Source organism: Pseudonocardia sp. DR1-2 (genome assembly GCF_023717215.1).
Classification (GTDB): Bacteria; Actinomycetota; Actinomycetes; order Mycobacteriales; family Pseudonocardiaceae; genus Pseudonocardia; species Pseudonocardia alni.
In genome coordinates this window covers 84,250-107,004 of the sequence record NZ_JAMQOF010000011.1, presented here as the reverse complement: position 1 = coordinate 107,004, position 22,755 = coordinate 84,250, and the positions used below count along the sequence as shown (strand labels likewise).

Annotated in this window: 24 protein-coding genes, 1 tRNA gene and 1 pseudogene; 11 read left to right on the top strand and 15 right to left on the bottom strand. The window is 74.8% G+C overall.

Translation table 11 applies throughout. The features are described from left to right. The first annotated feature begins 3 nt into the window (after positions 1 to 3). Positions 4 to 2,361 (top strand): CDP-alcohol phosphatidyltransferase family protein, encoded by a 2,358-nt coding sequence (locus ND486_RS26220; RefSeq protein WP_251787035.1) that lies wholly within the window; start codon positions 4 to 6, stop codon positions 2,359 to 2,361. Between the two features lie 8 nt (positions 2,362 to 2,369). On the opposite strand, the gene ND486_RS26215 is transcribed toward ND486_RS26220, so the two are convergent. Beyond that, a complete protein-coding gene (locus ND486_RS26215) occupies positions 2,370 to 3,038 on the bottom strand; it encodes a dihydrofolate reductase family protein (protein WP_251787034.1) in 669 nt (222 codons plus the stop codon). Positions 3,039 to 3,131: 93 nt separating this feature from the next. Between ND486_RS26215 and ND486_RS26210 the strand changes: the two genes are divergently transcribed. Continuing rightward, a complete protein-coding gene (locus ND486_RS26210) occupies positions 3,132 to 4,112 on the top strand; it encodes a zinc-binding alcohol dehydrogenase (protein ID WP_251787033.1) in 981 nt (326 codons plus the stop codon). On the opposite strand, the gene ND486_RS26205 is transcribed toward ND486_RS26210, so the two are convergent. Further along, a complete protein-coding gene (locus tag ND486_RS26205; RefSeq protein WP_251787081.1) occupies positions 4,106 to 4,756 on the bottom strand; it encodes a GTP cyclohydrolase II in 651 nt (216 codons plus the stop codon). The two genes, ND486_RS26210 and ND486_RS26205, sit on opposite strands and share 7 nt — an antisense overlap. Before the next feature lie 12 nt (positions 4,757 to 4,768). Here ND486_RS26205 and ND486_RS26200 point away from each other — a divergent pair, with 12 nt between their 5' ends. Beyond that, complete coding sequence (locus ND486_RS26200) at positions 4,769 to 5,512, top strand: creatininase family protein (RefSeq protein WP_251787080.1); 744 nt, start codon at positions 4,769 to 4,771, stop codon at positions 5,510 to 5,512. 60 nt (positions 5,513 to 5,572) lie between these two features. Here ND486_RS26200 and ND486_RS26195 read toward each other — a convergent pair. From ND486_RS26195 to ND486_RS26180, 4 genes and pseudogenes are all read right to left on the bottom strand, one after another. Then, positions 5,573 to 6,406 (bottom strand): annotated as a pseudogene (locus tag ND486_RS26195) (lysylphosphatidylglycerol synthase domain-containing protein); the annotation flags it as partial. Between the two features lie 8 nt (positions 6,407 to 6,414). After that, a complete protein-coding gene (locus tag ND486_RS26190; RefSeq protein ID WP_251787079.1) occupies positions 6,415 to 7,239 on the bottom strand; it encodes an SAM-dependent methyltransferase in 825 nt (274 codons plus the stop codon). Between the two features lie 41 nt (positions 7,240 to 7,280). Beyond that, on the bottom strand, positions 7,281 to 8,345 hold the full coding sequence (locus tag ND486_RS26185) for a glycosyltransferase family 4 protein (protein ID WP_251787032.1): 1,065 nt from the start codon (positions 8,343 to 8,345) through the stop codon (positions 7,281 to 7,283). Then, positions 8,342 to 8,740: a 6-carboxytetrahydropterin synthase gene (locus ND486_RS26180; protein WP_179761110.1), complete on the bottom strand. Its 399-nt coding sequence runs from the start codon at positions 8,738 to 8,740 to the stop codon at positions 8,342 to 8,344. The genes ND486_RS26185 and ND486_RS26180 overlap by 4 nt, the downstream gene beginning before the upstream one ends. 289 nt (positions 8,741 to 9,029) lie before the next feature. Between ND486_RS26180 and ND486_RS26175 the strand changes: the two genes are divergently transcribed. After that, positions 9,030 to 9,176 (top strand): hypothetical protein, encoded by a 147-nt coding sequence (locus ND486_RS26175; protein WP_168172173.1) that lies wholly within the window; start codon positions 9,030 to 9,032, stop codon positions 9,174 to 9,176. On the opposite strand, the gene ND486_RS26170 is transcribed toward ND486_RS26175, so the two are convergent. Then, a complete protein-coding gene (locus tag ND486_RS26170; protein WP_251787031.1) occupies positions 9,145 to 10,392 on the bottom strand; it encodes an MFS transporter in 1,248 nt (415 codons plus the stop codon). The two genes, ND486_RS26175 and ND486_RS26170, sit on opposite strands and share 32 nt — an antisense overlap. 115 nt (positions 10,393 to 10,507) lie before the next feature. Here ND486_RS26170 and ND486_RS26165 point away from each other — a divergent pair, with 115 nt between their 5' ends. Further along, positions 10,508 to 11,077, top strand: a complete 570-nt coding sequence (locus tag ND486_RS26165; protein ID WP_251787030.1) for a TetR/AcrR family transcriptional regulator — start codon at positions 10,508 to 10,510, stop codon at positions 11,075 to 11,077. Positions 11,078 to 11,081: 4 nt separating this feature from the next. On the opposite strand, the gene ND486_RS26160 is transcribed toward ND486_RS26165, so the two are convergent. Next, on the bottom strand, positions 11,082 to 12,374 hold the full coding sequence (locus tag ND486_RS26160; RefSeq protein ID WP_251787029.1) for an MFS transporter: 1,293 nt from the start codon (positions 12,372 to 12,374) through the stop codon (positions 11,082 to 11,084). Positions 12,375 to 12,750: 376 nt separating this feature from the next. On the opposite strand from ND486_RS26160, the gene ND486_RS26155 reads away from it, so the two are divergent. From ND486_RS26155 to ND486_RS26145, 3 genes are all read left to right on the top strand, one after another. Then, positions 12,751 to 12,823: transfer RNA gene (locus ND486_RS26155), tRNA-Arg, on the top strand. Between the two features lie 351 nt (positions 12,824 to 13,174). Then, on the top strand, positions 13,175 to 13,831 hold the full coding sequence (locus tag ND486_RS26150; protein WP_251787028.1) for a GAF and ANTAR domain-containing protein: 657 nt from the start codon (positions 13,175 to 13,177) through the stop codon (positions 13,829 to 13,831). A gap of 308 nt (positions 13,832 to 14,139) precedes the next feature. Next, entirely contained in the window at positions 14,140 to 14,523 is a 384-nt protein-coding gene (locus ND486_RS26145; protein ID WP_251787027.1) for a hypothetical protein, read from the top strand. A gap of 91 nt (positions 14,524 to 14,614) precedes the next feature. Here the strand turns inward: ND486_RS26145 and ND486_RS26140 are convergent, their stop codons facing one another. The 3 genes from ND486_RS26140 to ND486_RS26130 form a co-directional block, all read right to left on the bottom strand. Then, entirely contained in the window at positions 14,615 to 15,604 is a 990-nt protein-coding gene (locus ND486_RS26140) for a ferritin-like domain-containing protein (protein WP_374231837.1), read from the bottom strand. 156 nt (positions 15,605 to 15,760) lie between these two features. Next, entirely contained in the window at positions 15,761 to 15,946 is a 186-nt protein-coding gene (locus tag ND486_RS26135; RefSeq protein ID WP_139282967.1) for a hypothetical protein, read from the bottom strand. A 474-nt stretch (positions 15,947 to 16,420) separates the two neighbouring features. Continuing rightward, entirely contained in the window at positions 16,421 to 16,822 is a 402-nt protein-coding gene (locus ND486_RS26130; RefSeq protein WP_251787026.1) for a nuclear transport factor 2 family protein, read from the bottom strand. 177 nt (positions 16,823 to 16,999) lie between these two features. Between ND486_RS26130 and ND486_RS26125 the strand changes: the two genes are divergently transcribed. After that, positions 17,000 to 17,464: a nuclear transport factor 2 family protein gene (locus tag ND486_RS26125; RefSeq protein WP_251787025.1), complete on the top strand. Its 465-nt coding sequence runs from the start codon at positions 17,000 to 17,002 to the stop codon at positions 17,462 to 17,464. A gap of 65 nt (positions 17,465 to 17,529) precedes the next feature. Further along, positions 17,530 to 18,069: a TetR/AcrR family transcriptional regulator gene (locus ND486_RS26120; protein WP_251787024.1), complete on the top strand. Its 540-nt coding sequence runs from the start codon at positions 17,530 to 17,532 to the stop codon at positions 18,067 to 18,069. Positions 18,070 to 18,080: 11 nt separating this feature from the next. Here ND486_RS26120 and ND486_RS26115 read toward each other — a convergent pair whose 3' ends face one another. From ND486_RS26115 to ND486_RS26105, 3 genes are read right to left on the bottom strand one after another with little or no spacing between them, the layout of a single operon-like run. Next, on the bottom strand, positions 18,081 to 18,737 hold the full coding sequence (locus tag ND486_RS26115; protein ID WP_251787023.1) for a methyltransferase domain-containing protein: 657 nt from the start codon (positions 18,735 to 18,737) through the stop codon (positions 18,081 to 18,083). Further along, positions 18,734 to 19,417 (bottom strand): GDSL-type esterase/lipase family protein, encoded by a 684-nt coding sequence (locus ND486_RS26110; protein WP_251787022.1) that lies wholly within the window; start codon positions 19,415 to 19,417, stop codon positions 18,734 to 18,736. Before ND486_RS26110 ends, ND486_RS26115 begins: the two co-directional genes overlap by 4 nt. Continuing rightward, positions 19,414 to 20,679: an FAD-dependent monooxygenase gene (locus ND486_RS26105; RefSeq protein ID WP_251787021.1), complete on the bottom strand. Its 1,266-nt coding sequence runs from the start codon at positions 20,677 to 20,679 to the stop codon at positions 19,414 to 19,416. Before ND486_RS26105 ends, ND486_RS26110 begins: the two co-directional genes overlap by 4 nt. A 138-nt stretch (positions 20,680 to 20,817) precedes the next feature. On the opposite strand from ND486_RS26105, the gene ND486_RS26100 reads away from it, so the two are divergent. After that, positions 20,818 to 21,507 carry a TetR/AcrR family transcriptional regulator gene (locus ND486_RS26100; protein ID WP_251787020.1) on the top strand — a complete coding sequence of 230 codons (690 nt, stop codon included), beginning with the start codon at positions 20,818 to 20,820 and terminating at the stop codon, positions 21,505 to 21,507. Here the strand turns inward: ND486_RS26100 and ND486_RS26095 are convergent. Then, on the bottom strand, positions 21,445 to 22,740 hold the full coding sequence (locus ND486_RS26095) for an MFS transporter (RefSeq protein WP_251787019.1): 1,296 nt from the start codon (positions 22,738 to 22,740) through the stop codon (positions 21,445 to 21,447). The two genes, ND486_RS26100 and ND486_RS26095, sit on opposite strands and share 63 nt — an antisense overlap. Between the last annotated feature and the right edge of the window lie 15 nt (positions 22,741 to 22,755).

The following is a 22,755-nucleotide window of genomic DNA, read 5'->3' as shown; positions in this document are numbered from 1 at the left end:
GGCATGCTGGAGCGCCTGATGTTCCGCCCGTCCCGCGGCACCGCCGCCACCACCGCCCCCGTCGCCCCGCAGGTCGCGGCGGGCGTGGCGCTGCTCGCCGCCGTCCTCGCCGCACTCGTGCCGACGACCGGGGCGGGCGTCCTGCGGGTCACCGCCGCGGCCGTCACCGGCGTCGTCGCCGCGGCGCTGCTGCTGCGGGCCGCGCGCCGCGCCGGGGAGCGGACGCTCGGCCCGGCCGGAGTGGTCACGCTGGCCCGCGGCGCGCTCGCCGTGGCGGTCGTCGCGCTGGTCGGCCTGGACGGCGCCGGGACCGTCGCGCTGGTGGCGCTCACCTCCGTCGCACTCGCCCTCGACGGCGTCGACGGCCCGGTCGCGCGCCGCACCGGCACCGTGACCGCGCTGGGCGCCCGGTTCGACATGGAGACCGACGCGTTCCTGCTGATGGTGCTGTCGGTCCACGTCGCCGCCACGACCGGGCACTGGTGGGTCACCGCGCTGGGCCTGCTGCGCTACGCCTTCGTCGCAGCCGGGCGGTTTGCGCCGTGGCTGCGCGGCGCCCTGCCGCCGCGCTACTCGGCGAAGGTCGTCGCCGCGCTGCAGGGGATCGTGCTGGTCGTGACCGCGGCCGGGGTGCTGCCCGCCGTCGTCGCGCTCATCGCGGTCGGGGTCGCGCTGGCCGCTCTGGTGTGGTCGTTCGGGGTGTCGGTGGTGCAGCTGTGGCGGGCGAGCGACCGACACGCGTTCCACGGCCGCCGGGCCGGGGCCGCGCTGCTCACCGCGCTGTGCGCCGCGCTCGTCGGCGGGGTCCTGGTGCTGCCCGCCGACCCGGCCGCCCTCGGCCCGGCCGGGCTGCTGCGGCTGCCGATCGAGGCGGTCCTCGGGGCCGCGGTGCTCGCGCTGCTGCCCGGGCGGGCCCGGTGGGTCGCCGCCGCCCTGGCCGGGGCGCTGCTCGCCGCGCTCGGGCTGCTCAAACTCGCCGACATCGGGTTCCTCACCTTCCAGGGCCGCCGGTTCGACGCCGTGTCCGACTGGTCGCTGCTGGGCAACGCGCACGATTTCCTGCGCGGCGCCGCCGGCGCAGCCGGGACGGCGGTCGTCGTGCTCGCCGCCGTCGTCGCGGTGGGCCTGGTCGTGGCGACGGCCGCCGCGGCCGTCCGGCTGGGACGGCTCGCGGCCCGGCACCGGCGGGCCACCGTCGGCGCCGCCGCGCTGCTGGCCGCGGCCTGGCTGGTCGTGGGCACGGTCGCCGACGCCCGCCTGGTCCCCGGGGTGCCGGTGGCCGCCGCCGACGGCGTCGCCGAGGTCGCGCACCGCGCCCAGCAGGTCCCCGAGACGCTGCGGGAGCGCCGCGAGCTCACCGAGAGCCTCGCCCGCGACGGCTGGGACGGCGCCCCGCCCGACGCGCTGCTGTCCGCGCTGCGCGGCAAGGACGTCGTGATCACCTTCGTGGAGAGCTACGGCCGCAACGCCCAGCACGCCCCCGAGATGGCACCCCGGATCCGGCCGGTCCTCGCCGAGGCCGACGCCCGCCTCACCGCGGCCGGGTACGGCGCGCGCAGCGGCGTGCTCACCGCACCGATCAACGGCGGCGGCAGCTGGCTCGCCCACGCGACGCTGTTCTCCGGGCTGTCGATCGCCGACCAGGGCGCGCACGACCGGCTCACCGCGTCCGACCGGCTGACGCTGCCCCGCGCGTTCCGCGACGCCGGGTGGGAGACCGCCGTGGTCACCCCGGCGACGACGCGGGAGTGGCCCGAGGCCGCGTTCTTCGGCCACCAGCGGGTGTACGCCGGCGACGACCTCGGCTACGCCGGCCCGCCGTTCAGCTGGTCCCCGATGCCCGACCAGTACACCCTCGACGCGTTCTCCCGGCTCGAGCTCGACCGTCCCGACCGGGGCCCGGTGCTCGGCACCGTGGTGCTGACCTCCAGCCACGCGCCGTGGTCGCCGGTGCCGCCGCTGCTGGACCCGGCCGGGATCGGCGACGGCGCCGTCTACGGGCCGTACGCCGGCGGCCAGCAGTCCTACGACACGATCTTCTCCCTGGACCGGGCGACGCTGCGCGCGGACTACCTCACCTCGCTGGAGTACGCGCTGCGCAGCGCCACCGGCTGGGTCGCCGACCGCCCGGAGGGCGACCGGGACCTCGTCGTCCTGCTGCTGGGCGACCACGAGCCCGGCGCGACGGTGTCCGGGCCCGGCGCCGGCTCCGACGTCCCGGTCTCAGTGATCACCCGCGATGCCGGGGTGCTGGACCGCATCGACGGCTGGGGCTGGACGCCCGGGCTGCTCCCGCCGCCGGACGCGCCGCCGTGGCCGATGGCCGGGTTCCGGGACCGGTTCCTGGCCGCGTTCTCCTGACCGGCGGCTCAGGACGCGCGGTAGCGCAGCAGCACCAGGTCACCCATCGCGCGGGCCTCGATCAGCGCCATGCCGCGCTGCGGGCACTGCGGGAACCGGCCGTCGCGCACGAAGCGCGGGGCCCGGGCGTCGCCGACGAAGAACGGCGCGACGACCACGTGCAGCTCGTCGACCAGCCCGGCGGTGAGGAACGCGGTGTGCACGGCGCCACCCCCTTCGACCAGCAGCCGCCGCACGCCGCGGGCGGCCAGGTCGTCGAGCACCGCGCGCGGGTCCGGGGGGTCCCCCGCGGCGACGACCTCGGCGGCGTCGCCGAGCCGCTCGCGCAGCGCGGCCGCGGACGGTCCGGCCGTGAACACCAGCGGGGCGTCCCCGCCCGCGAACACCCGGGCCGACGGGTCCAGCGACGCCCCGGTGGTCAGCACCACCCGCAGCGGCGACGGCGGGCGGCCGTCGGCGACCCGCCCGGCGCGCCGCTCCGCGCGGCGCACCAGCAGCCGCGGGTCGTCGGCGCGGACGGTGCCCGCGCCGACCAGGATCGCGTCGACCCCCGCGCGCACGGCGTCCACCCGGTCGAGGTCGTCGGCGTCGGAGAGCACGAGGGTGTCCGGGCCGGCGTCGTCGATGTAGCCGTCCAGCGACATCGCGACCGACGCCAGCACGTACGGCCGGTCCACTCAGACCACCTCCGCACACCGGGCCGTCGCCCGATACGTCCGGATACTGTCGGGGCCGTCGGCGCGCCGGGCGCCGGGATCGGGGACGGCGCGGTGGGGCACGAGGCACGGGCGTTCTGGCTGGCCGCGCCGGGGCACGGCGAGATCCGGACGGTGCCGGTGCCCGACCCCGGGCCCGACGAGGTGCTCGTGCGCACCCGGTACACCGCGGTCAGCCGCGGCACCGAGACCCTGGTGTTCCGCGGCGAGGTCCCGGAGTCCGAGCACGAGCGGATGCGGGCCCCGTTCCAGGACGGCGACTTCCCCGCCCCGGTGAAGTACGGCTATCTCGCGGTGGGCGAGGTCGAGCAGGGCCCGCCGGAGCTCGCCGGGCGGACCGTGTTCTGCCTGTACCCGCACCAGAGCCGGTTCGCGGTGCCCGCCGACGCGGTCACCGTCGTCCCCGGCGACGTGCCCGCCGCGCGCGCCGTGCTCGCCGGCACCGTCGAGACCGCCGTGAACGCGGTGTGGGACGCCGCCCCGCTGGTCGGCGACCGGATCGCCGTCGTCGGGGCGGGGATGGTCGGGGCGTCGGTGGCCGCGGTCCTGGCCGGGCTCCCCGGCGCGCGGGTGCAGCTCGTCGACCCCGACCCGGACCGGGCCGCCGTCGCCGCGGCGCTCGGCGTCGGGTTCGCCTCTCCCGACGACGCCGAGGGCGACCGGGACCTCGTCGTGCACGCCAGCGCCACCCCGGCCGGCCTGGCGCGCTCGCTGGAGCTGCTCGGGCCGGAGGGCGAGGTGGTCGAGCTCAGCTGGTACGGCACCCGCTCGGTGCCACTGCCGCTGGGCGGGCCGTTCCACAGCCGCCGGCTCACCATCCGCGCCAGCCAGGTCGGCACGGTGTCCCCGCGCCGGGCGCGCCGCGGCTACGGCGACCGGATGGCGCTGGCGCTGCGGCTGCTCGCCGACCCCCGGTTCGACGCCCTGGTCGGCGGCGACTGCACGCTCGACGAGCTGCCGGCCGTGCTCGCCACGATGGCGGCGGGCGGGCCCCCGTCGCTGTGCCTCCGGGTGTCGCACCACGGGGGTCAGTAGCCGGTCGCGGTGTGGCCACGCGGCGCGTCCGGCGCGGCGTCGACCTGCGGCAGGACGTGCCCGAGCCGGTCGCGCTTGGCGGTCAGGTAGCGCACGTTGTGCTCGTCGGCGGGCTCCAGCACCGGCACCAGCTCGGTGACGACGATGCCGTGCCCGGTCAGCGCCTCGACCTTCGCCGGGCTGTTGGACAGCAGCCGCACCCGGCCGATCCCGAGGTGGCGCAGCACGACGGCGGCGGCACCGAAGTCGCGGACGTCGACCGGCAGGCCCAGCGCGACGGCCGAGTCGATGGTGTCCAGACCGTCCTCGTCCTGCAGCACGTGCGTGCGGATCTTCGCGAGCAGGCCGATGCCGCGGCCCTCGTGCCCGCGCAGGTAGACGATCACGCCGCGGCCCGCGCGGACGACGGCGTCGACGGCGATCGACAGCTGCGCCCCGCACTCGCAGCGGCGCGCGCCGAAGACGTCGCCGGTGAGGCACTCGGAGTGCATCCGCACCAGCGGGGCGTCCACCGCCGTGGGGTCGCCGTGCACCAGCGCGAGGTGCTCGGGGCCGCCGTCGTACTCGCGGAAGGCGATCGCACGGAACTCCCCGTGCCGTGTGGTCAACCGGGACTCGGCGAACTCGTGTCGGTCGTCGTGCACCCTCGCTCCTCCATGATCGGGCGGGGCCGTGAGAGCCTCGCCTGCGTGAATCCCCTCCCGGCCGACACCACCGAGGACGTCCGGGAGCGGGGTGCCGCCGTGGCCCTGCTCCCGGTCGGGAGCCTCGAGCAGCACGGACCGCACCTGCCCCTGACCACCGACACCCTCGTGGCGTCCGCGGTGGCCGCCCGGATCGCGCAGGCCCACCCCGTGCGCGTCCTGCCGCCCCTGACGATCTCCTGCTCCCACGAGCACGCCGCGTGGGCGGGCACCGTGAGCATCTCCGCGACGACGCTCGTCGCGGTCGTCGCCGACGTCGCCGCCTCGTTGCGCGCCGCCGGGACCACCGCGCTGGTCCTGGTCAACGCGCACGGCGGGAACCACGTGCTGCGCAACGTCGTCCAGGAGGCCTCCGTCGGCCCGCTGCCGATGGCCCTGTTCCCCGTCTCCGAGGACTGGACCGCCGCCCGCCGGGCCGCCGGGTGCGAGACCTCCAACACCGCCGACATGCACGCCGGGGAGCTGGAGACCTCGATCCTGCTGCACACCGCTCCCGACCAGGTCCGGCCGTCGTACCGCGCCGCCGACCACCTCGCCGACGAGCGGCCGCACCTGCTCACGACCGGGCTCGCGGCCTACTCCGCCTCCGGTGTGGTGGGACGGCCGTCGCTCGCCACCGCCGAGAAGGGCCGGGGCCTGCTCGACGCGCTCGTGGTCGCCTTCGCGGGCCACCTGCGGGTGCTCGCCGGGCGCTGACGGCGCGGTCGCCCGGGCCGCGCGGCGGCGCCGCAGCACCACGAGCGCGCCGGGCGCGACCCCGACGAGCGCCAGCACCCCGTAGGCGACGGCGGCGGCGAGCCCCTCGGCGGCCGGCAGCCCGACCGCGGCGAACCCGGCCGCGGCGGCCGCCTCGCGCGGCCCCCACCCGCCGACGGTGAGCGGGATCGTCATCGCCAGCAGCGCGACCAGCAGCAACGGCAGCAGGACGGTGAGCGGTGCGGTCGCGCCGGCCGCCCGCGCGGCCAGCACGAACAACGTGAGGTGGCAGGCCAGCGCTCCGGCCGAGGTCAGCACCACCCCGGCCGCGGTGCGTGGGCGCAGCACGGTGCGCGCGTCGGACCACACCCGGCCGAGCCGGGCACGCAGCAGCCACCCGGCCCCGCCGAGCGCGGCCACGACGGCGAGCACGGGCAGCGCCGCGCCGCCCGGGACCGCCCCGGCCGCGGCCCGCAGCAGGTCCGGCTGCAGCGCCAGGACGAGGGCGACGGCCACCACCGCGACCAGGTGCCCCGCGACCCGTTCGAACACCACGGCCCTCACCCCGGCGCCGAGATCCCCCTCGCTGCGCCCGTGGCTGACCGCGCGGTGGACGTCGCCGAGGACCCCGGCGGGCAGCAGCGAGTTGAGGAAGGTGGCGCCGTAGCAGTCGGCGACGGCGCGTCCCGGGGTCAGGCCGAGCCCGATCGAGCGGGCGACCATCCGCCACCGCCACGCGCTGAGCACGGTCGCCACCGCGCCGAGCAGCAGCGCGGCGACGACCGCCGCCGCCCCGACGCCGCGCAGGCGCTCCAGCACCGGCCCGACGCCGACCTGCACGACCAGCACGGCGAGCAGCGCCACCCCGGCGAGCAGCCGCAGGGCCGGACCCACCCGGCGTCTCACGACCGCTCCCCCGGTACCGCCAGCAGGTCGGTGTGCCCGACCGAGACGGTGAGCTCCCCCGCGTCGAGGGCGCGCTCGCGCCGGTCGCGGTAGGCGCCGGCGTGTGCGGCGAGGCCGGGACGCTGCGCGCACGCCGCATCGAGCCGTCCGGCCAGCCACTCGCGGAGCAGCGCGGGCCGGTCGGGGCCGAGCCGCCACGGCGAGTCGGCGGTGCGGACCCGCGCGCCGTGCCGGGCGAACGCGGCCGTCGCGGCGGCGGGGGCGTCCGGCCCGAGCATCCGGCGGCCGTTCTCGTCGCGGCGCTGGTGGTCGTCGAAGGCGGCGCCGATCTCGGCGTCGAGCGGGTCCTCGGGGTGCAGCCGGACCCGGCCGGAGACGGTCAGGGTGAACAGCACGGGGCAGCCGGCGGCGGTGCAGGCGGCGGCCAGGGCGTCCATCTCGTCGGCGGTGAGCAGGTCGAGCAGCGCGGACGCGGTGACCAGCGACGTCCCGGTCAGCGCGTCGGCGCCGAGCCCGGTGAGGTCGCCGGGTCCGGCCTCGGCGGTCACCCCGCCGGGCAGCGATGCGACGGCGTGGGAGAGCACGACGGGGTCGCGGTCGTGCAGGACCCAGTGCTGGCCACCGGGCCGGGCGAGGCGCGGGGCGAGCCAGCGGCCCATCGACCCGGTGCCGCAGCCGAGGTCGCGCACCCGCAGCGGGCCCGGCGGCAGGAGGTCGCGGACGGCGTCGGCGAGCGCGGTCGAGCGGGCGTCGGCGTCGGCGGGCTCGCGCAGGGCGAGCCACTCCGGCGGACAGACCGGGTTGCCCGCCGCACCCTGGATCGGGACGGCGGTGTGGTCGATGCCGCGGTCGGCGGCGGCGCTCACGGCAGCACCGCGCAGAGGCTGCGGGCGGTGTCGGCCCAGCCGTCGAGCCGGTCCCGGCGGTCCCGGGCGGCGGCGCGCAGGTCCGCGCGCATCCCCGGGTCGGTCAGCCAGGACCGCAGCGCGCCGGCCAGCGCGTCCCGGTCGCCGGGGTCGACGAGCAGCCCACCGTCGCCGAGCGCCTCGGACACCCCGCCGACCGCAGCGGCGATCACCGGGACGGCCCGGGCCAGCGCCTCGGTGACGACCATCCCGTAGCTCTCGGTGCGCGAGGGCAGCACGAGCAGGTCCGCGGAGGCGTAGGCGGCGTCGAGGGCGGGGCCGGTCAGCGGGCCGGTGAGGGTGATCCGCCCGGCCAGGCCGTGCCGGTCCACCGCCGCGCGCACGGCCGCGGCGTGCGCGGGGTCGCGGTCGAGCGGCCCGGCCAGGCGCAACGTCCACTCCCGGTCGGCGACGCGGGCGAGGGCCTCGACCAACAGGTCGTGGCCCTTGGTCGGGGTGAGGGCCCCGACCGCGAGCAGCCGGGTACCGGCCGGGTGCGCGGACGTCATCGGGGCAGGGTCCACCCCCGGCGACGCGACGTGCACGCGGGCGAGGGGCAGCTGGTGCAGACGGACCACCCGCCGTGCCGTCCATCGGCTGGTGGTGACGACGGCGGCCGCCGCGTGCAGCGCCGCGCGCTCCCGGCCCCGGCGGTCCGCGACGACCGGCGCGGCGAGCCCGTGCTCGTCGCCCAGCGGCAGGTGCACCAGGACGACCGCGCGTACCCGGCCGGTGTGACGGGCGAGGACCCCGGGCGCGGCGCAGGCGACGAGCCCGTCGAGCAGCACCGACGCGCCGTCCGGGACACCCGTGAGCGCGGCGTCGAGCCGCTCGAGGGCGGCCCGGTCCGGATCCGGCCAGCCGCCCGCGACGGCGATCTCCCGCACCGGGCGGTCGAACGCGGCGCAGACACCGCGGTCGTAGCGGTTCCCGCCGCTCGGGGAGCGCGGGTCGTCGATCCCGGCGGGGACGACGACGTGCACCGCACGCCCCGTGGTGCGGGGCGGTGCGGGAGCCGTCACAGGTCCCGCTCGTAGCTCGCCCACGCGACGTGCGACTCGTGCAGCGTCACCGTCAGGCCGGTCAGCCCGCCGGCGTTGCCGCCGAGCTTGCCCGCGCCGATGCGGTCGGCGAGCCGGTCCGCGATCGCCCGGGCCAGGAACTCGGTGGTCGTGTTGACGCCCGCGAACTCGGGGTGGTCGTCGAGGTCGCGGTGGTTGAGGTCGGCGAGCGCCTCCGCGAGCTGGGCGGTGGCCAGCCCGATGTCGACGACGATCCCGTCCGGGTCCAGCTCGGGGCGCCGGAAGGTGGCGTCGACGAGGAAGGTCGCGCCGTGGCGCTGCTGCGCCGGTCCGAAGACCTCGCCGCGCAGGCTGTGCGCCACCATGACGTGGTCCCGGACGGTGATGCTGAACAAGCGGTCCTCCTGCGCGCGGCGCTCGCTGAACCGGTTGTCCAGACGAAAAGCGGGCAATGTTCATGAAAGCACCACGCCGGTGCCGCGGCGAACGAGCCGCGTCACGGGAGCGGCCCGCGCTGGTCACGCGTCTGCGCCCGGCTGCTGCGGCCCGTCACCGGTGTTGCTCCGAGCGGATGAGGCATGACACACGATGGTCACCGTTGAGGCAACGTTGTCTCAGAAGCTACTCTCGTGGTGCGAGTCGGACAGAGCAGCTTCCGAGTCGACCACTACGAGGAGGTAGCCGATGACCACCCACGAGACCCCGATGCCGTCCTGGTCCGAGACCCTGCGGGACGCCGGCCGGCGCACCGGGAACGTGCTCCGTGCGATCTGGGTGGGCATCGACACCTGGAGTGCCGTCACGCACGGCCGCACCCCGGCCCGTCGCTGACCCCCGTCCCCCGGTGCGGCACGTCCGCGCCGGGGGACGCCGTCGTGCGGGCCCGGTCCGCGTCCGGCGGCGCCAGCCGAGGGTGCAGCTGAGCCCAGGCCAGCAGCCCCAGCGCGGCGGCGACGGCGAACGTCCCCGCCGTCCCGATCCGGCCGGCCAGCCCCCCGGCCAGCGGTGCGCCCACCGTCTGACCGACGCCCAGGGCGAGGCACGCCCACGTCACCGCGCGCGCGGGAGCGCCCGGGAGGATGTGTGCGGCCCACAGGATGCACAGCCCGGTCAGCCCGATGTAGCCGGCGCCGAACAGGCCCGCCGAGACGACCGCGCCGGTCAGACCCGGCTCCGGCAGGGCGAGCAGGGCGATCCCGGCCGAGAACAGGGTCCAGACGACGAGCCCGACCGTCCGCAGCCCGTACCGCTGCGCCGCCCGTCCCACCGCGCCGCCGAGCACGCCGACCACACCGATCGCACACCAGGCGACGGTGCCGACGACCGGCCCGGCGCCGAGCTCGTCGAGCCGCGCGGTCGAGAAGGTCCAGTACGGCGCGCTGACCAGACCCAGCAGCCCGGCGACGGCCAGCAGCGGCAGCACCCGGCCGTGCCCGCGCTGCGTGGGCGCCGCCCCGGGGACCCCCCGCGGCAGCAACCACGCGGCGGCAGCGGTGACGACGACCGCGACCAGACCGAACCCGAGCCAGACGGCCCGCCAGTCCCCCGGCAGCAGCGGCGTGAACGCGGTCAGCGCGAGCCCCGCCCCGGTGCCGGTGTTCGCCCAGGCCTGTGCCCGGGTGCGCGCGAGGCCACCGACCGTCTCGACGACGAGCTGCGCCACCCCGGGTGTCGCGATGCCGGCCCCGGCCCCCGCCACCACGATCGCGGCACCGAACACCACCACGCCCGGTGCGAGGGCCATGAGCAGCAGCCCCACCGTCGCGGAGACGGCGGCCGCGATCGTGGCGCCGCGCGCCGACCGCGCCGACAGCGCCGGAGCGGCGAGCAGCCCGAGGACGTAGCCGGCCGTGGAGAGCCCGCCGAGCACGCCGACCGCGGCCGGGGTCAGGCCGAACGTCTCGGTGAAGCGAGGCACGAACAGTCCGTAGGCGTAGCGGGCGACGCCGTAGCAGAGCGCGATCACCCCCGCGCCGAGCAGCGCGGTGGTCCACCAGGGCCGGTCGGTGGCGGGTGCAGGTCCGGGCCGTTCGCAGGTCGCCGTCATACCGGTAGTGAACAGACCTGTCTGTTTGTTTGCAACTCGTGCCCACGGACAGCATCGTCTCTGCTGCTAGAGTCGCCTTTCAGAACAGACCGTTCGGTTCACTCCAGGAGGACGCATGGCACGCACACGGCGCGGCGACGCCGGGGCGAAGGTGCTCGACGCCGCGTCCCGGCTCTTCTACCGGGACGGCATCAACGCGGTCGGGGTGGACACCGTCGCCGCCGAGGCGGGCGTCACCAAGACGGCGCTGTACACGAACTTCGGCTCGAAGGACCGGCTCGTCGTCGCCTACCTGCGGGACCGCGACCGCCGGTGGCAGAACGATGTCGACCGGATCACCGCCGACCACGCGTCGCCGCGGGACCGGATCCTCGCCGTCTTCGACGCCTACGAGACCTGGCAGTCCCGGGAGGGCTTCCGCGGCTGCGCGTTCCTCAACGCGGCCTCCGAGCTGCCGCGCCTCGACCACCCGGCCCGCGAGGTCGTCCGGCACCACAAGACCGCGCTGCGCAGCTACCTGCAGACCCAGGTCGAGCGGCTGGGGACGGCCGAGCCGGCCGCGGCGCTCGCCGGGACCCTGATGATCCTCCTGGAGGGGGCGGCCGCGATGGCGGTGGTCGAGCACGGGGCGGGGCCGATCCGCGCGGCCCGGGAGGTCGCCGACGGGCTGCTCCCGGCGGCCTGAACGGTCACACCGGGACGGGACCGTGCGGGTGCAGGTCGTCGACGACGAGCCGGTGCGCGTGGGTCCAGCCGTGCACCGAGGGGCTGGCGGTGACGACGTGGGCGTGGTCGGCGTCGTGGTCGTGGCGGTGCCGCACGAGGTCGGCGCCGGCCGTCGGCCAGACCGTGACCGCCACCCCGAGCGCGACGACGGCGAGCGCGGCGAGGACCGACCAGGTGACCGTCCAGCCGGCCGAGACCGCCAGCCAGCCGGTGAGCGGGTAGGTGAGCAGCCAGCAGGCGTGCGAGAGCGAGAACTGCGCGCTGAACAGGGCGGGCCGCTGGCCGGGCCCGGCCGAGGTGCGCAGCAGGCGACCGGTGTTGACCATGATCCACCCCGGGCCGAAGCCGACCAGCGCCCACGCGAACGCCGCGGTCGTCCACGACGGTGCGGCCGCCAGCAGCAGGGTCGCGCCGGCCGCCAGGCAGGAGACCGCCGCACCGGCCAGCATCACCGTCCGGACCGGGAGCCGCCGGGCAACCCACGGGGAGGCCAGCGCCGCCGCGGCCGTGCCCGCGCCGGACACCGCGAGCAGCAGCCCGACATCGGCCTCGGTGCCGCCGAGCAGGTCGCGGACGACGTTCACCGTCGTCACCAGCGACACCACCCCCACCGCGGCGACGACGACGTTCAGCGCCAGCAGCCCCCGCAGCTGCGGGACCGCCCGGAACAGCCGGACCCCGAGCAGCAGCCGGGTCGCGAAGCCGCCCTGGGCGCGGCCCGCGACCGGCGGGACGGCCGTCGACGCCACGAGGACCGCGGAGAACACGAACCCGGCACAGGTGCCGACGAACAGCGTCGAGTAGCTCATCACCGCGACGGCCGCCGCGGCCAGCAGCGGGCTCAGCACCGTCTCCGCGCTGCTCGCGAGCTGCGAGGCCGACAGCGCCCCGGCGTAGTCCCGCTCGTCGGGGACGACGTCGGGGATGACCGACTGGAACACGGGGGTGAACGTCGCCGAGGCGACCTGGAGCACCGCGACCAGGACGAACACCTGCCAGATCCCGGTCACCCAGGGCAGGACGAGCACGACCGCCGCGCGGACGACGTCCGCACCGACCATCAGCATCCGTCGCGGGACCCGGTCGGCGACCGCGCCGACGACCGGCCCGACGACGACGTAGGCCACCATCTTGATCGTCAGCGCCGAGCCGAGGACGAGCGCGGCCCGCTCGCCGGCCAGGTCGTAGGCGAGCAGCCCGAGCGCGACCGTCGTGAGACCGGTCCCGACCAGAGCGACGACCTGGGCCGTGAACAACCGGCGGAACCGCGTGTTCCGGAACAACGATCGCACTGGCCCTCCCCCGTCGGCTGCGGGGACCGTAGAACGATTTCCCGATCGCCCCAACGGATCAGGTGCCAGAGGGGAGCAGCAGCCTCCCGGCGTGAACTGCGAGGTGGCGGCGGCATCGTCCCGGTTCCACGAATCCGCAGGTCAACGCGGCCCGTGGCACCGTTCCGGCTGCGAGGAGGTCGCTGTCGCCGTGCACTCGCAGAAGCCTTCCGGTGTCGTAGTGGGCGACGTCACGGCGACGATTCCCGGATTCCGTGCGGAACGGCGGATCCGCCGTTCCGCGGCGCGGCGGGCGGCACCGGCGGTCCGGCGGGGAGGCGTCCGGGTAGGCTCCCCTCAGGCCCTCGTAGCTCAGGGGATAGAGCACCGCTCTCCTAAAGCGGGTGCCGCAGGTTCGAATCCTGCCGGGGGCACGCAGGTCAGAGGCACAACGACGATCCTCCGACCGATGCCGACAGGTCTTCACGACGACCGACCAGCGGTCGAGCAGCCGGCATCGACCGACCACTGCACAGCGGACGCCCCTCCTCGACCACGAGGTCGGCTTCTGCCACGCCCCCATGCCCCCGGCGGGCACGCCTGGTCGCGGGACCGCCGCGAAGACTCAGGCTTGGCCAGGGCCTGACATCGAGGCGGGGTCGCCTTTCGGGATTGGGCGAGCAGTCTCCGAGTGCTCAGCAAGAACCGGACCAGCGTGAGCTTTCGAACACTGTCCGATGGACAACTCAGCAGACGTCGGTGCCGCCGTACTCAGGCTTGTCGCGATGAACGACGCCGACCCCGGTCCTGTTCTCACCGACCTCGTGGAGTCCGTCCATCGCATCTCCGGGCTGCCGGCGGGAGCAGCACTGCTGTCGGACGGGGCCGTGCGTGGCGTCGTGCGGTCCGGCCCCGCGCAGCCCCTCGAAGCCTTGTCCGCAGGCTTCGGCCAGGGACCCGGCGGTGAGTGCGCCCGTACAGGTCGCCCCGTCCTCTGTCCGGACCTGAGGCGCGAGCGGCCCCGGTGGCTCGTGTTCGCCACGAAGGCGATCGCCGCCGGGGTCGGCGCTGCCTGGGCCCTGCCCATCCGCCACGGGGACGACACCCTCGGTGCACTGCTGATGCTCGGGTCCGGGACAGAGGACGCGGACCTGCGCGTGGCCGAGGTGCTGGTCGAGGCGGCGGCCGTCTCGCTGCTTCGAGCCGCGGCGGCCGAACGGATCGCACTGGAGTCGAGCCAGCTCCGGGCCGCCCTGGCGAGCCGGGTCGTCGTCGAGCAGGCGAAAGGGATGCTCGCCGCCCACGGCACCGTCGACGTCGGCACCGCGTTCGCCTGCATGCGCAACCATGCGCGTCGCAGCGGGCAACCTCTTCGCGACCTGGCGGCGGCCGTCATCCGCGGGGACGTCAGCCCCGCGATCATTCTGCACGTCGACAGATGACGATCATCAAGCAGCGTCAGCGCACTATTCGCAGCTGAACAAATTGCAGTTTTCACTCCATTGAGTGACATCGGATCCGTGCGCACCGAAATGTATAGCAAGATTCATATAGAGTCGCCCCGCCCCACGTATCCGCAGTTCACAGCTCTGAACAGGTCGGCGCTTCGCAGACAGAGGTCACTTCGTTCACCTCATTACGGCGATTTTCGTCACCCACCCCCGGCGCCCCGAACAGCGACTTCCCTATAGCGTCGTAATCAGCACTTCGGTCTACCCCGTTTGTGCATCACATTCAGAGGAGAGCATTCATGCGTAAGTCCGTGCGTACCCTCGTCGCCTCCGCGATGGCCGTTCCGATGACCCTCGGGGTGGCCGGCATGGCGTTCGCCGACGAGGGCGACTCCACCCGCGAGCAGTCCCAGACCACCGAGGGCACCGTGTCGGGCGAGCAGGGGGCCACCACCGAGCAGAGCAGCTCCAGCTTCGCCCCGGTGACCCAGCTCAACCCCGCCTTCAACGTCTCCGACGTGCTGGGCCTGAGCGACTTCGCCAACGAGGACTCCGAGGGCGGCAGCAGCCAGTCCGTCGTCCAGGACAACTCGATCGACTCGACCAACGAGCAGGGCACCAGCGCCTCGACCGAGCAGGCGCAGAAGAGCATCCTCGACCAGACCGCCGGCCTGGAGGGCTGAGCGAAGCCAGCCCGAGGAGCAGAAGGGCCGGTACGCCACGGTGTGGCGTACCGGCCCTTCTGTCTGTGTCCGAGCGGCGTATCTCGGCAGGTCAGCCGTTCGCGTCGCTGGTGTCCACCGTCCCGTTGACGCCCTCCGGGAAGAACCCTCCCGACGTGACGGCCTCGGGGTTCAGGTAGACGATGTTGAGAACCTGACCCGGGGTCCGGGAGAACGCGATCGAGTTCTCGTCGGCCGGGACGATGTTGGCGTTGCCGTTGCCGTCGACGATCCCCTGGTCGAGGTCGGACGGCCCGTCCAGCGAGTCCCGGGCGTCGGAGATCTTCCCGACCACGTCGGCCGCACCGCCCTGGAGCAGCAGGGTCCGCACCAGACCTGCGTGGTAGGCCTCGACGGCGAGGATGCCGGCGGCCGCCTCCAGGAAGGTCTTGTTCGACACCAGCGGCGCCGCCCCCTTGTAGGCGGTGACGCCGACGTCCTCGAAGATGAAGGCGCCGAGCAGGAAGCTCGTCTCGTCCTTGAACGGGTCGAACGTCTCGTTCTTGCCGATCACCCCGGCAGCCTGCGCGGCTGCGGTGAAGGCCTCCTGCAGGTTGATCTCCGGACGCGCCACGCGGGCCTCGCCCAGGGCGGAGCGCAGGAAGTCGACGTGCGCCCGCTCGTCCTGCGCGATCTCCTCGGCGTACTGGCGGCCGATCTTCGTCTCGAAACGGACCTTGTAGCCGCCGGTGACGCCGCCCAGGTCTCCCTTGCCGTCGATCTGGGAGTCCTTCAGACCTTCGCCGGTGACCGCGCGCAAGTAGAACTCGGCCTCCAGGTACTCGAGGTTGAGCGCGAAGTTCAGGACGGCGGCGTCGGAGACTCCGCCGTCCTCGCTGCCGCCGCCGCTGTCACCGAGACCGAGCCCGCCCAGCAGGCCGCCCTCGCTCGCGGACGCGATGCCGCTGCCGAGAACACCGAGACCGGCAACCCCCGCACCGGTGAGCCCGGCCGCGCGCAGGAAGCGACGACGGTCCATCGCGTTGTCGGTGCTGCGCTCGATCGAGTCGTTCAGGAACTTCTTCGTGAAACCGTGAAACACGAGGTCTCCTCGTGTCGGCCCGACGGGGCGACCGGGTCCGGGGCCGCATCTCCGAGGTCGGGATTCGTGGGGCGCCACTCCGGAGCCCCTGCCCTGAACAACGACACGCCCACCATGGCAGTAATCCCCCAAATGGGGGATGCAGACGGTGGGACCTCAGAGCCTGGCTCGGGCAGCGCTCTCGATCGCCACCCTCGCCTGCAGCAACAGCCTGGCCCGTGACACGACGTCCTGCGCCTCCGACGAGGTCAGAACTCCCGCGGCGACCACGGTCGCGATGCGGTGAGGAAGCTCCTCGACCAGGGCGATGTGGGCTTCCAGCGAGATCTCGTCTTCCGCCAAGGACACACTCTCTGCCGATAGCGCACCACCGGGGCGCTCGACGTCCGCGGGCACAGGGTCCGGGCGACCACGGCAGTCGGATGAGCCCTCGAAGCTACGCCATAGCGCGCAACCGAGCCCCGAGCCACCGGGCGTGGAGCCATTCGTGGCGCGAACTCGCGCCCACTCACACCCGTGGAGCCATTGATGCCCGGCCCTCTGCCACTGAAATCCCTGTTCACCGGCTATCGAAACAGATAGGTGAAAGCTCCTAAAGCGGGTGCCGCAGGTTCGAATCCTGCCGGGGGCACACAGGCCAGAGGCACAACGACGAGCCTCCGACCCGGTGCCCTCAAGGAGCCGGATGGGAACCGGTTTCCGCAACGGTCGACGACAGCACCCGGGCGACAAGATCGCCGGCCACACCTCCCGCAGGGCCTCTGCGCGGTGGCGGGACGCCGGACCTTCCGCGGCACGACCGTCGTCCGCAGCGACTCACGGGACGAACGCCCGAGCGACGGCGAACGTGTCCTCCAGCATCCGGAACCGGGTGATCCGACCGTTCGACACCTCGACGTCGAAGGCGAACTCGGTGGAGATGACGCGTCCCGTCTCGCGCAGTCGCGATCGGAGATCACCCAGCACGACGACCCGGTCGCCCTTGCTCATGATGTCCGAGACGACGAAGTGCTCGGACTCGAGACGATCCTGGATCTGGGCCCAGAAGTCGGCGACTCCGGCACGGCCCGTCTTGCGGCCGATCCACGGCACCACGTCCGTGTCACCGGCGACGAAGAAGTCGACGTCCTCCGCGAACAACTCGGCCAGGCTCTCGGGTGGGGCGTCCCTCCCGGCGAACCTGCGAAGAAGCTCGTCGACAGTGTCCTCGGGTGTCACGTCACTGTTCCCTTCTGTGATCGACGGCGGTTCGGGCCCACTGCCGGACGGCAGGCGCCCACGTTCGGCGATTCAGGCACTTCTCGACGCGGAGCAGGACCCGCACAGGAGCGCCACCCCGGGGCCTGTGAGAACCACGTCATCGCTTCATTATAGGTCAATCACTAACATGCAGTCATGGCTCACGACACCAGCACCGACCAGCGGACACCGGCCCAGCACGCACTCGCGGAGCACCTGCGACTGCTCACCGCGGGCGAGCTCGACCGACACGCCGCACTCTTCAGCGACGACTGCGTGTTCACCTTCCCCTTCGCCGAGGGCATGGCCACCGAGCTGCACGGTCGGGAGGCGGTCGCGGCGCACATGCGCAACTTCCCCGAGGCCTTCGACACCCGGGCGGACCCCCCGGTCTTCGTCGAGACGGCCTCCCCGGACGTCGCCGTGGCCACCTTCGTGCTGCGTGGCACGGCCAGGCCGACCGGCAGGCCGTTCGAGCAGCACTGCATCGGTGTCGCGCACACCGATCACGACGGCCGGATCACGCGCTTCGACGACTACTGGAACCCGCTGGTGGCGATGCGGGCCCTGGCCACGGACGGTGCGGGTGCCGACGGAGTGTCGGAGGTCTTCGCACGCTGACGTGCCCGTGCCCGCGACGGGGTCACTCCCCGTCGCGGGCACGACCGGATGATTGACTGGCCGGCATGCCCGCCGCCGGTGACACGAGCAGGAGCGACGAACGTCGGCAGCGCGTCCTCGAGGCGGCGGTGGCCTGCTTCGCCCAGCGGGGTCTCTACGGCACGACCACCCACGAGATCGCCGAGCGCGCCGGCATCTCCCAGCCCTACCTCTACCGGCTGTTCCCCGACAAACCGACCCTGTTCGCGCGGACAGTCGCGCACGTCGGCGACCTGCTCTCCACCGCGTTGCGTCGCGGTGCGGCGCCCGGTCCACCGTCGGACGAACAGGCCGACCACCTCCGGACGGCGTTCAGCGAACTCGTCACGGACCGCGATGTCCTGCGCTTCCTGCAGCAGGCCCACTGCGCCGTGGACGAGCCGGTCGTGCGGGACGCCGTCCGGGCCTGCTACGCCGAGCAGGTCACCCTTGTCGCCGAGCTGCTCGACGGGGACGAGGCCGCCGTCCGCCGGTGGTTCGCCACCGGACTGCTGGACAACGTCGTCGCCACCCTCGACCTCGCCGAGGACGACACCCGGTGGGCCCGGATCCTGCGGGGCGGGTGAGGAGCGCACGCTCACCCGCCCCAGCGGGCGGACAGCAGCCAGGCGGGCAGGAGCAGGTGACCCGTCGGGTCCCGTCCGAACTCCGCGCCGACCCCGTCCGGGGCCAGGAAGCTGATCGAGCTCGCCGCGACCTCGTCGACCGACCACGCCCCACCCACGACCTCGGCGAGCCGTTCCCGGGACCGACCGAGGACCCCGGGCAGGCGGACCCGGTCGCTGAACGCCAGCACCCACAGCCGGGCCCCCGGCACGGCGAGCTCGGCCAGTCCCCGGGCGTGCTCGGCCGCCATGGCGTCGTCCAGGCCACGCAGCGGGACGGAGTCCACGACGGTGGCGAACCGCGTCGGCGACTCCCGGAGCCGGGTGAGGTTCGCGACGTCGAAGCGCGCGTCGAGCCCCCGCCGTCCGGCCTCCGCCCGGGCCGCGGCGACGGCGGTCGGCCCGATGTCGACGCCGAGGACCTCGTGCCCCGCCTCGGCCAGGGCGAACGAGAGCTCACCGGCCCCGCAGCCGGAGTCCAGCACAGGACCGCGCAGGCCCCCGTCCGCGACCAGTCGCTGCAGGGCGGGCTGCAGCTCTCCGGTGTCCCACGGAACGGCGCCGATCCCGGCAGTGACCGTTCCGCGGCGGTGGGTCGCTCCGGGGTCCGCTCCACCGGGTCCGGTCACACCCGGCTCCCCGGCTCCGGGGTCCGGTCCGGGCCCTGGTGGTGCCGCAGGGCCGGCCCGACGTCGTCGAGCAGTGGGCGCAGCGCCGTGCACCACACGCGGTACCCGGCCGTGGTGAGGTGGAGCCGGTCGTGGGCGTACTCCGGGCGGATGTTCCCCTCCGCGTCGGCGAGCAGCGGGAACGGGTCCAGGAACCGCGCGCCGTGCTGCTCGGCGATCCGGCGGTAGAGCGTGGCGAGCTGCCGGATCCGCGGGGCGAGCAGACCGGTCCGGGGGGTCAGGCCGTTCACGACCAGGATCGCGTCGGGATGGGCGCGACGCAGGCGGCCCACGATGTCCTCGACCCGGTCGGCGATGCCAGCCGGACGGCGCGTCCGCGGGCCGGCGTGCAGGTCGTTGGTGCCGATGAGCAGGGAGATCGCCCGCGGCCGGCCCGGCCCGTCGCCGAGCCGGGCCAGCAGGTCGACGGTCGTGTCGCCACCGATCCCGCGGTTGGCGGTCGGGAGGTCGGGCAGCAGCTCGTCCCACTCCGCCGCCTCGGTGATGCTGTCGCCGTAGAGCACGACCCGTCCGTCCGGCGCGGGCAGCGCGGCGAGGTCGGCCCGGCGCAGCGGGGCCAGCATGCGCACGGCCGGGCGCAGCACGGGCATGGTCAGGCCGAGCACACGGTCGCGGTTCACGCCGACATCCCCTCGACACCGCGGTCGCCCCCCGGTACGGCGGCGAGGGCCGCCGGGCGCGCGGGCGGGTAGTCGGGCAGGTCGACGGCGTCCGACGGGGGACGACTGATCGCCTCCACCAGGCCGCGCAGCGGCGTCGCCGCCAGCCGTGCCGCGGCCCGCAGGACGACCCGTTGCACGGCCAGTCCGGCCGATCCGGACGGGTTCATCGCCTTCATCGTGCCCATACCGACCGACTGGGCCCGGTCGACGAACGGGCGCATCACCTGCTCGAAGCGGTCGAACGCCGCCACGTGGTCGTCGCGACCGGCCAGCTCTCCGGCCAGGACGTGGGCCCCGACCAGCGCGAGGCTGGTCCCGGTCCCGAACGGTCCGGCCGACCAGGCGGCGTCTCCGAGCAGGACGGTCCGCCCCCGGCTCCAGCGGCCGACCTTCACCCGGGCGGTGGCGTCGAAGTAGAACGGCGCTTCGTCCAGTGCGGCGAGCACGCGGTCGGCCTGCCAGCCGACGTCGGCGAAGGTCCGGCGGAGGACCTCGATCTGCGCGTCGCGGTCCAGGGTCTCCAGGCCGCGCACCGCGCTGATGAAGGTCAGCGCCGCCCGGGTGGACCCGACGTTGTCCGGCCGGAGTCCGACCGCGCGCGATCCCGTCGCCTGGTGCACAGCCCACCAGCGGTCGTCGGTGGGAATGCGGGGAACCGGCAGGTAGGCGACGTGCAGGCCCAGCTCCTCCACCGTCACGTCGTCGAAGACCGTCGCCCGGGTCCGCGAGCGGGCGCCTTCGGCGATCACCAGGACGTCGGCCTCGAGCGTGTCCCCACCCGCCAGGCGTACGGAGATCCCGTCCGAGCGGTCGTCGATCCCGGCGATCTGCTCGTCGAAGCGGTAGTCGACACGGTCACGGGTGCGGTCGTGGAGCAACCGACCGAGCTCGCCCCGCAGGATCTCGGCCTCGGCGGTGGCGCCGTCGGTGTCGTTGTCACCGGCCGGGAGCTCGGCGATGGTGGCGCCCCGGGCGTCGACGTAGCGCAGACCGGCCTCCCCGGTGCCACCGGCCAGGACGGCCTCCTCGATGCCCATCCGGCGGCACACCTCACGGGCCGCGCCCCGGATGTCGACGTTCTGCCCCTCGTCGCGCAGCTGCGGGGCGCGCTCCAGCACCGTGACCCGCCAGCCGCGCGCGGACAGCTCGTGGGCGAGCGCGGGCCCGGCGATGCTGGCGCCGGAGACGACCGCGTGCCTGCTGGTCGGACGTTCTGACATGACGTTCCTCCGTGATGGACGACGACGGTGACCGATCGGCCCGTATATTTAGATAAACTAATCGCTAGTTTCACTAGCTGCAACGTGGGAGTGCCCGATCCCGCCGGCCCGGTCCGGTGTCGCGGCTAGCCTCACCCCGTGACCGCCCGCCGCCGCATCGACGAGATCGGTGACGAGAGCCGCCGGCGCATCCTCGATGCCGCCGAGGAGCTCTTCGCCGAGCGCGGGCCCGCCCGCACGACGTTCGTGGACATCGCCGAACGCTCCGGGATCAGCCGCGGTTCCATCCCGTGGCACTTCGCCAACAAGGACGGCCTGGTGGTCGCGGTCGTGGAACGCGCCATCGAACGGGCGATGCCGCCCGGCCGGTACACGGGGTCCACCCCGCTGACGGAGGTCTTCGCCGACACCGCGGAGCTGGCCCGCCGGGGCGACTCGGCGCTGATGCTGGTCATGCTGGCGGAGGCGATCGGCGGCCGGGAGGACGTCCGGGCCCGGTACCAGGACTTCGTGACCCGCCGCGTCGAGGGCCTCGAGCGCTGGCTGCAGACGCAGCGGCCGGCCGGCGTCGACCCGGAGGCGGCCGCGGTACGCGAACGCAACGTCGCCGTCGCCCTGAACGGGGCCCTGCTCGGGATCCACCTGCAATCGCTCGTCGGTCCGGCGGACGTCGACCTCGACGCCGCCCTGGCCGCGATCGCCGGCCTGGTGGAGACCCACCTCACCGAGGTCTGGACCGCGCCCCCGACCGCGAGCCCGCAGCGGTCATCGGATGTCGGAAGGAGCCCGGCCCCGGAGGGCGGCGACGGCGGCGACGTCCCGTCGTAGGTGGGCGGCGCCGGCGACCAGGACGGCCCCGGCCAGGACCGACGCCGGTGCCGCCACCACCGCGATCGCCGGGCGGGCGCCCCACAGGTCCGCAGCCACCCCGGTGATCAGGGCGCCGAGGAGACCACCGACGACGGCGAGGTACACACCGACAGCGGCGAAGGCCGTCGAGCGCAGCTCGGGCGGAGTGACCGCGGAGACCACCAGGGTCACCAGCACGACCCCGGCGAAGGTCAGGGCCTGGGTGAGCACCCCCGTGACGACGAAGACCGTGACGGTGGAGGCGTGGGCCTGCACGGCGAACCCCACGCCGAGCAGGGCCAGCGCGGTCCCCGCGACGCGCAGGGTCAGCGGCGGGCTGTGCCGGAACAGGCGGTCCCCGACCGCACCCGCGACGACGGCACCGACGAGGCCACCGCACGCGCAGACCGCGGTGATCACGCCGCGGGCTGCCGCGTCCTGCCCCAGGTCGTCGGCGAGGACAAAGCCCAGGTACGAGGGGATCGCGGCCAGGCACAGGCCGAGTGCCCCCAGCCCGACCAGAACCGCGCGGAGGCAGCGCACGGCGTACAGGCGCCGCCACGCGACACGCACCGGCACGGGGGCGACGAGGGGCGACGTCCCGTCGAACCGCCCGCGCCCCGGGTCCGGCAGCCGCAGGGCGCACACCGCGAGGACGGCTCCGATCACGGCCAGGATCGCGAACGCCCAGCGCCAGGCACTCTCGCCGGCCGGCACGGATGCAGCCACCACCGCGGCGAGAGCGGGGCCGACCGCGGCTCCGAACGGCTGGCCCGCTCGCTGCACACCCAGCACCCGGCCGCGGACGGCGGGCGGGTGCGCGTCGACGAGCATCGTGGTCTGCACCGGACCCTCCCCGGCCTTGCCCAGGCCCGCGACGGCCCGCACCGCCACGAGCTGCCACAGCGACTGCACCGCACCGAGGAGCGCGGCCGCCGCGGCCCACGCCACGGTGAGGACGCCGGCGATCAGGGTGCGCGGCCGCCGGTCGGCCAGCAGGCCGAGCGGCAGCGACGCCAGGGCCACCATCACCCCGGCCAACGAGGCGACCGTGGCGACCGCCGCCTCCGACACCTGCAGGTCGTCCCGGATGTCGGCGGAGAACACCGCGAAGACGGCGACGTCGACGCTGTCGACCACCTGCAGGGCCAGGACGAGCGCGAGGACCGACCGCCCGCCCCCCGGGAGCGCGGACCGGCCGGGCCCGTCCACGACTCCCCCGCGCGC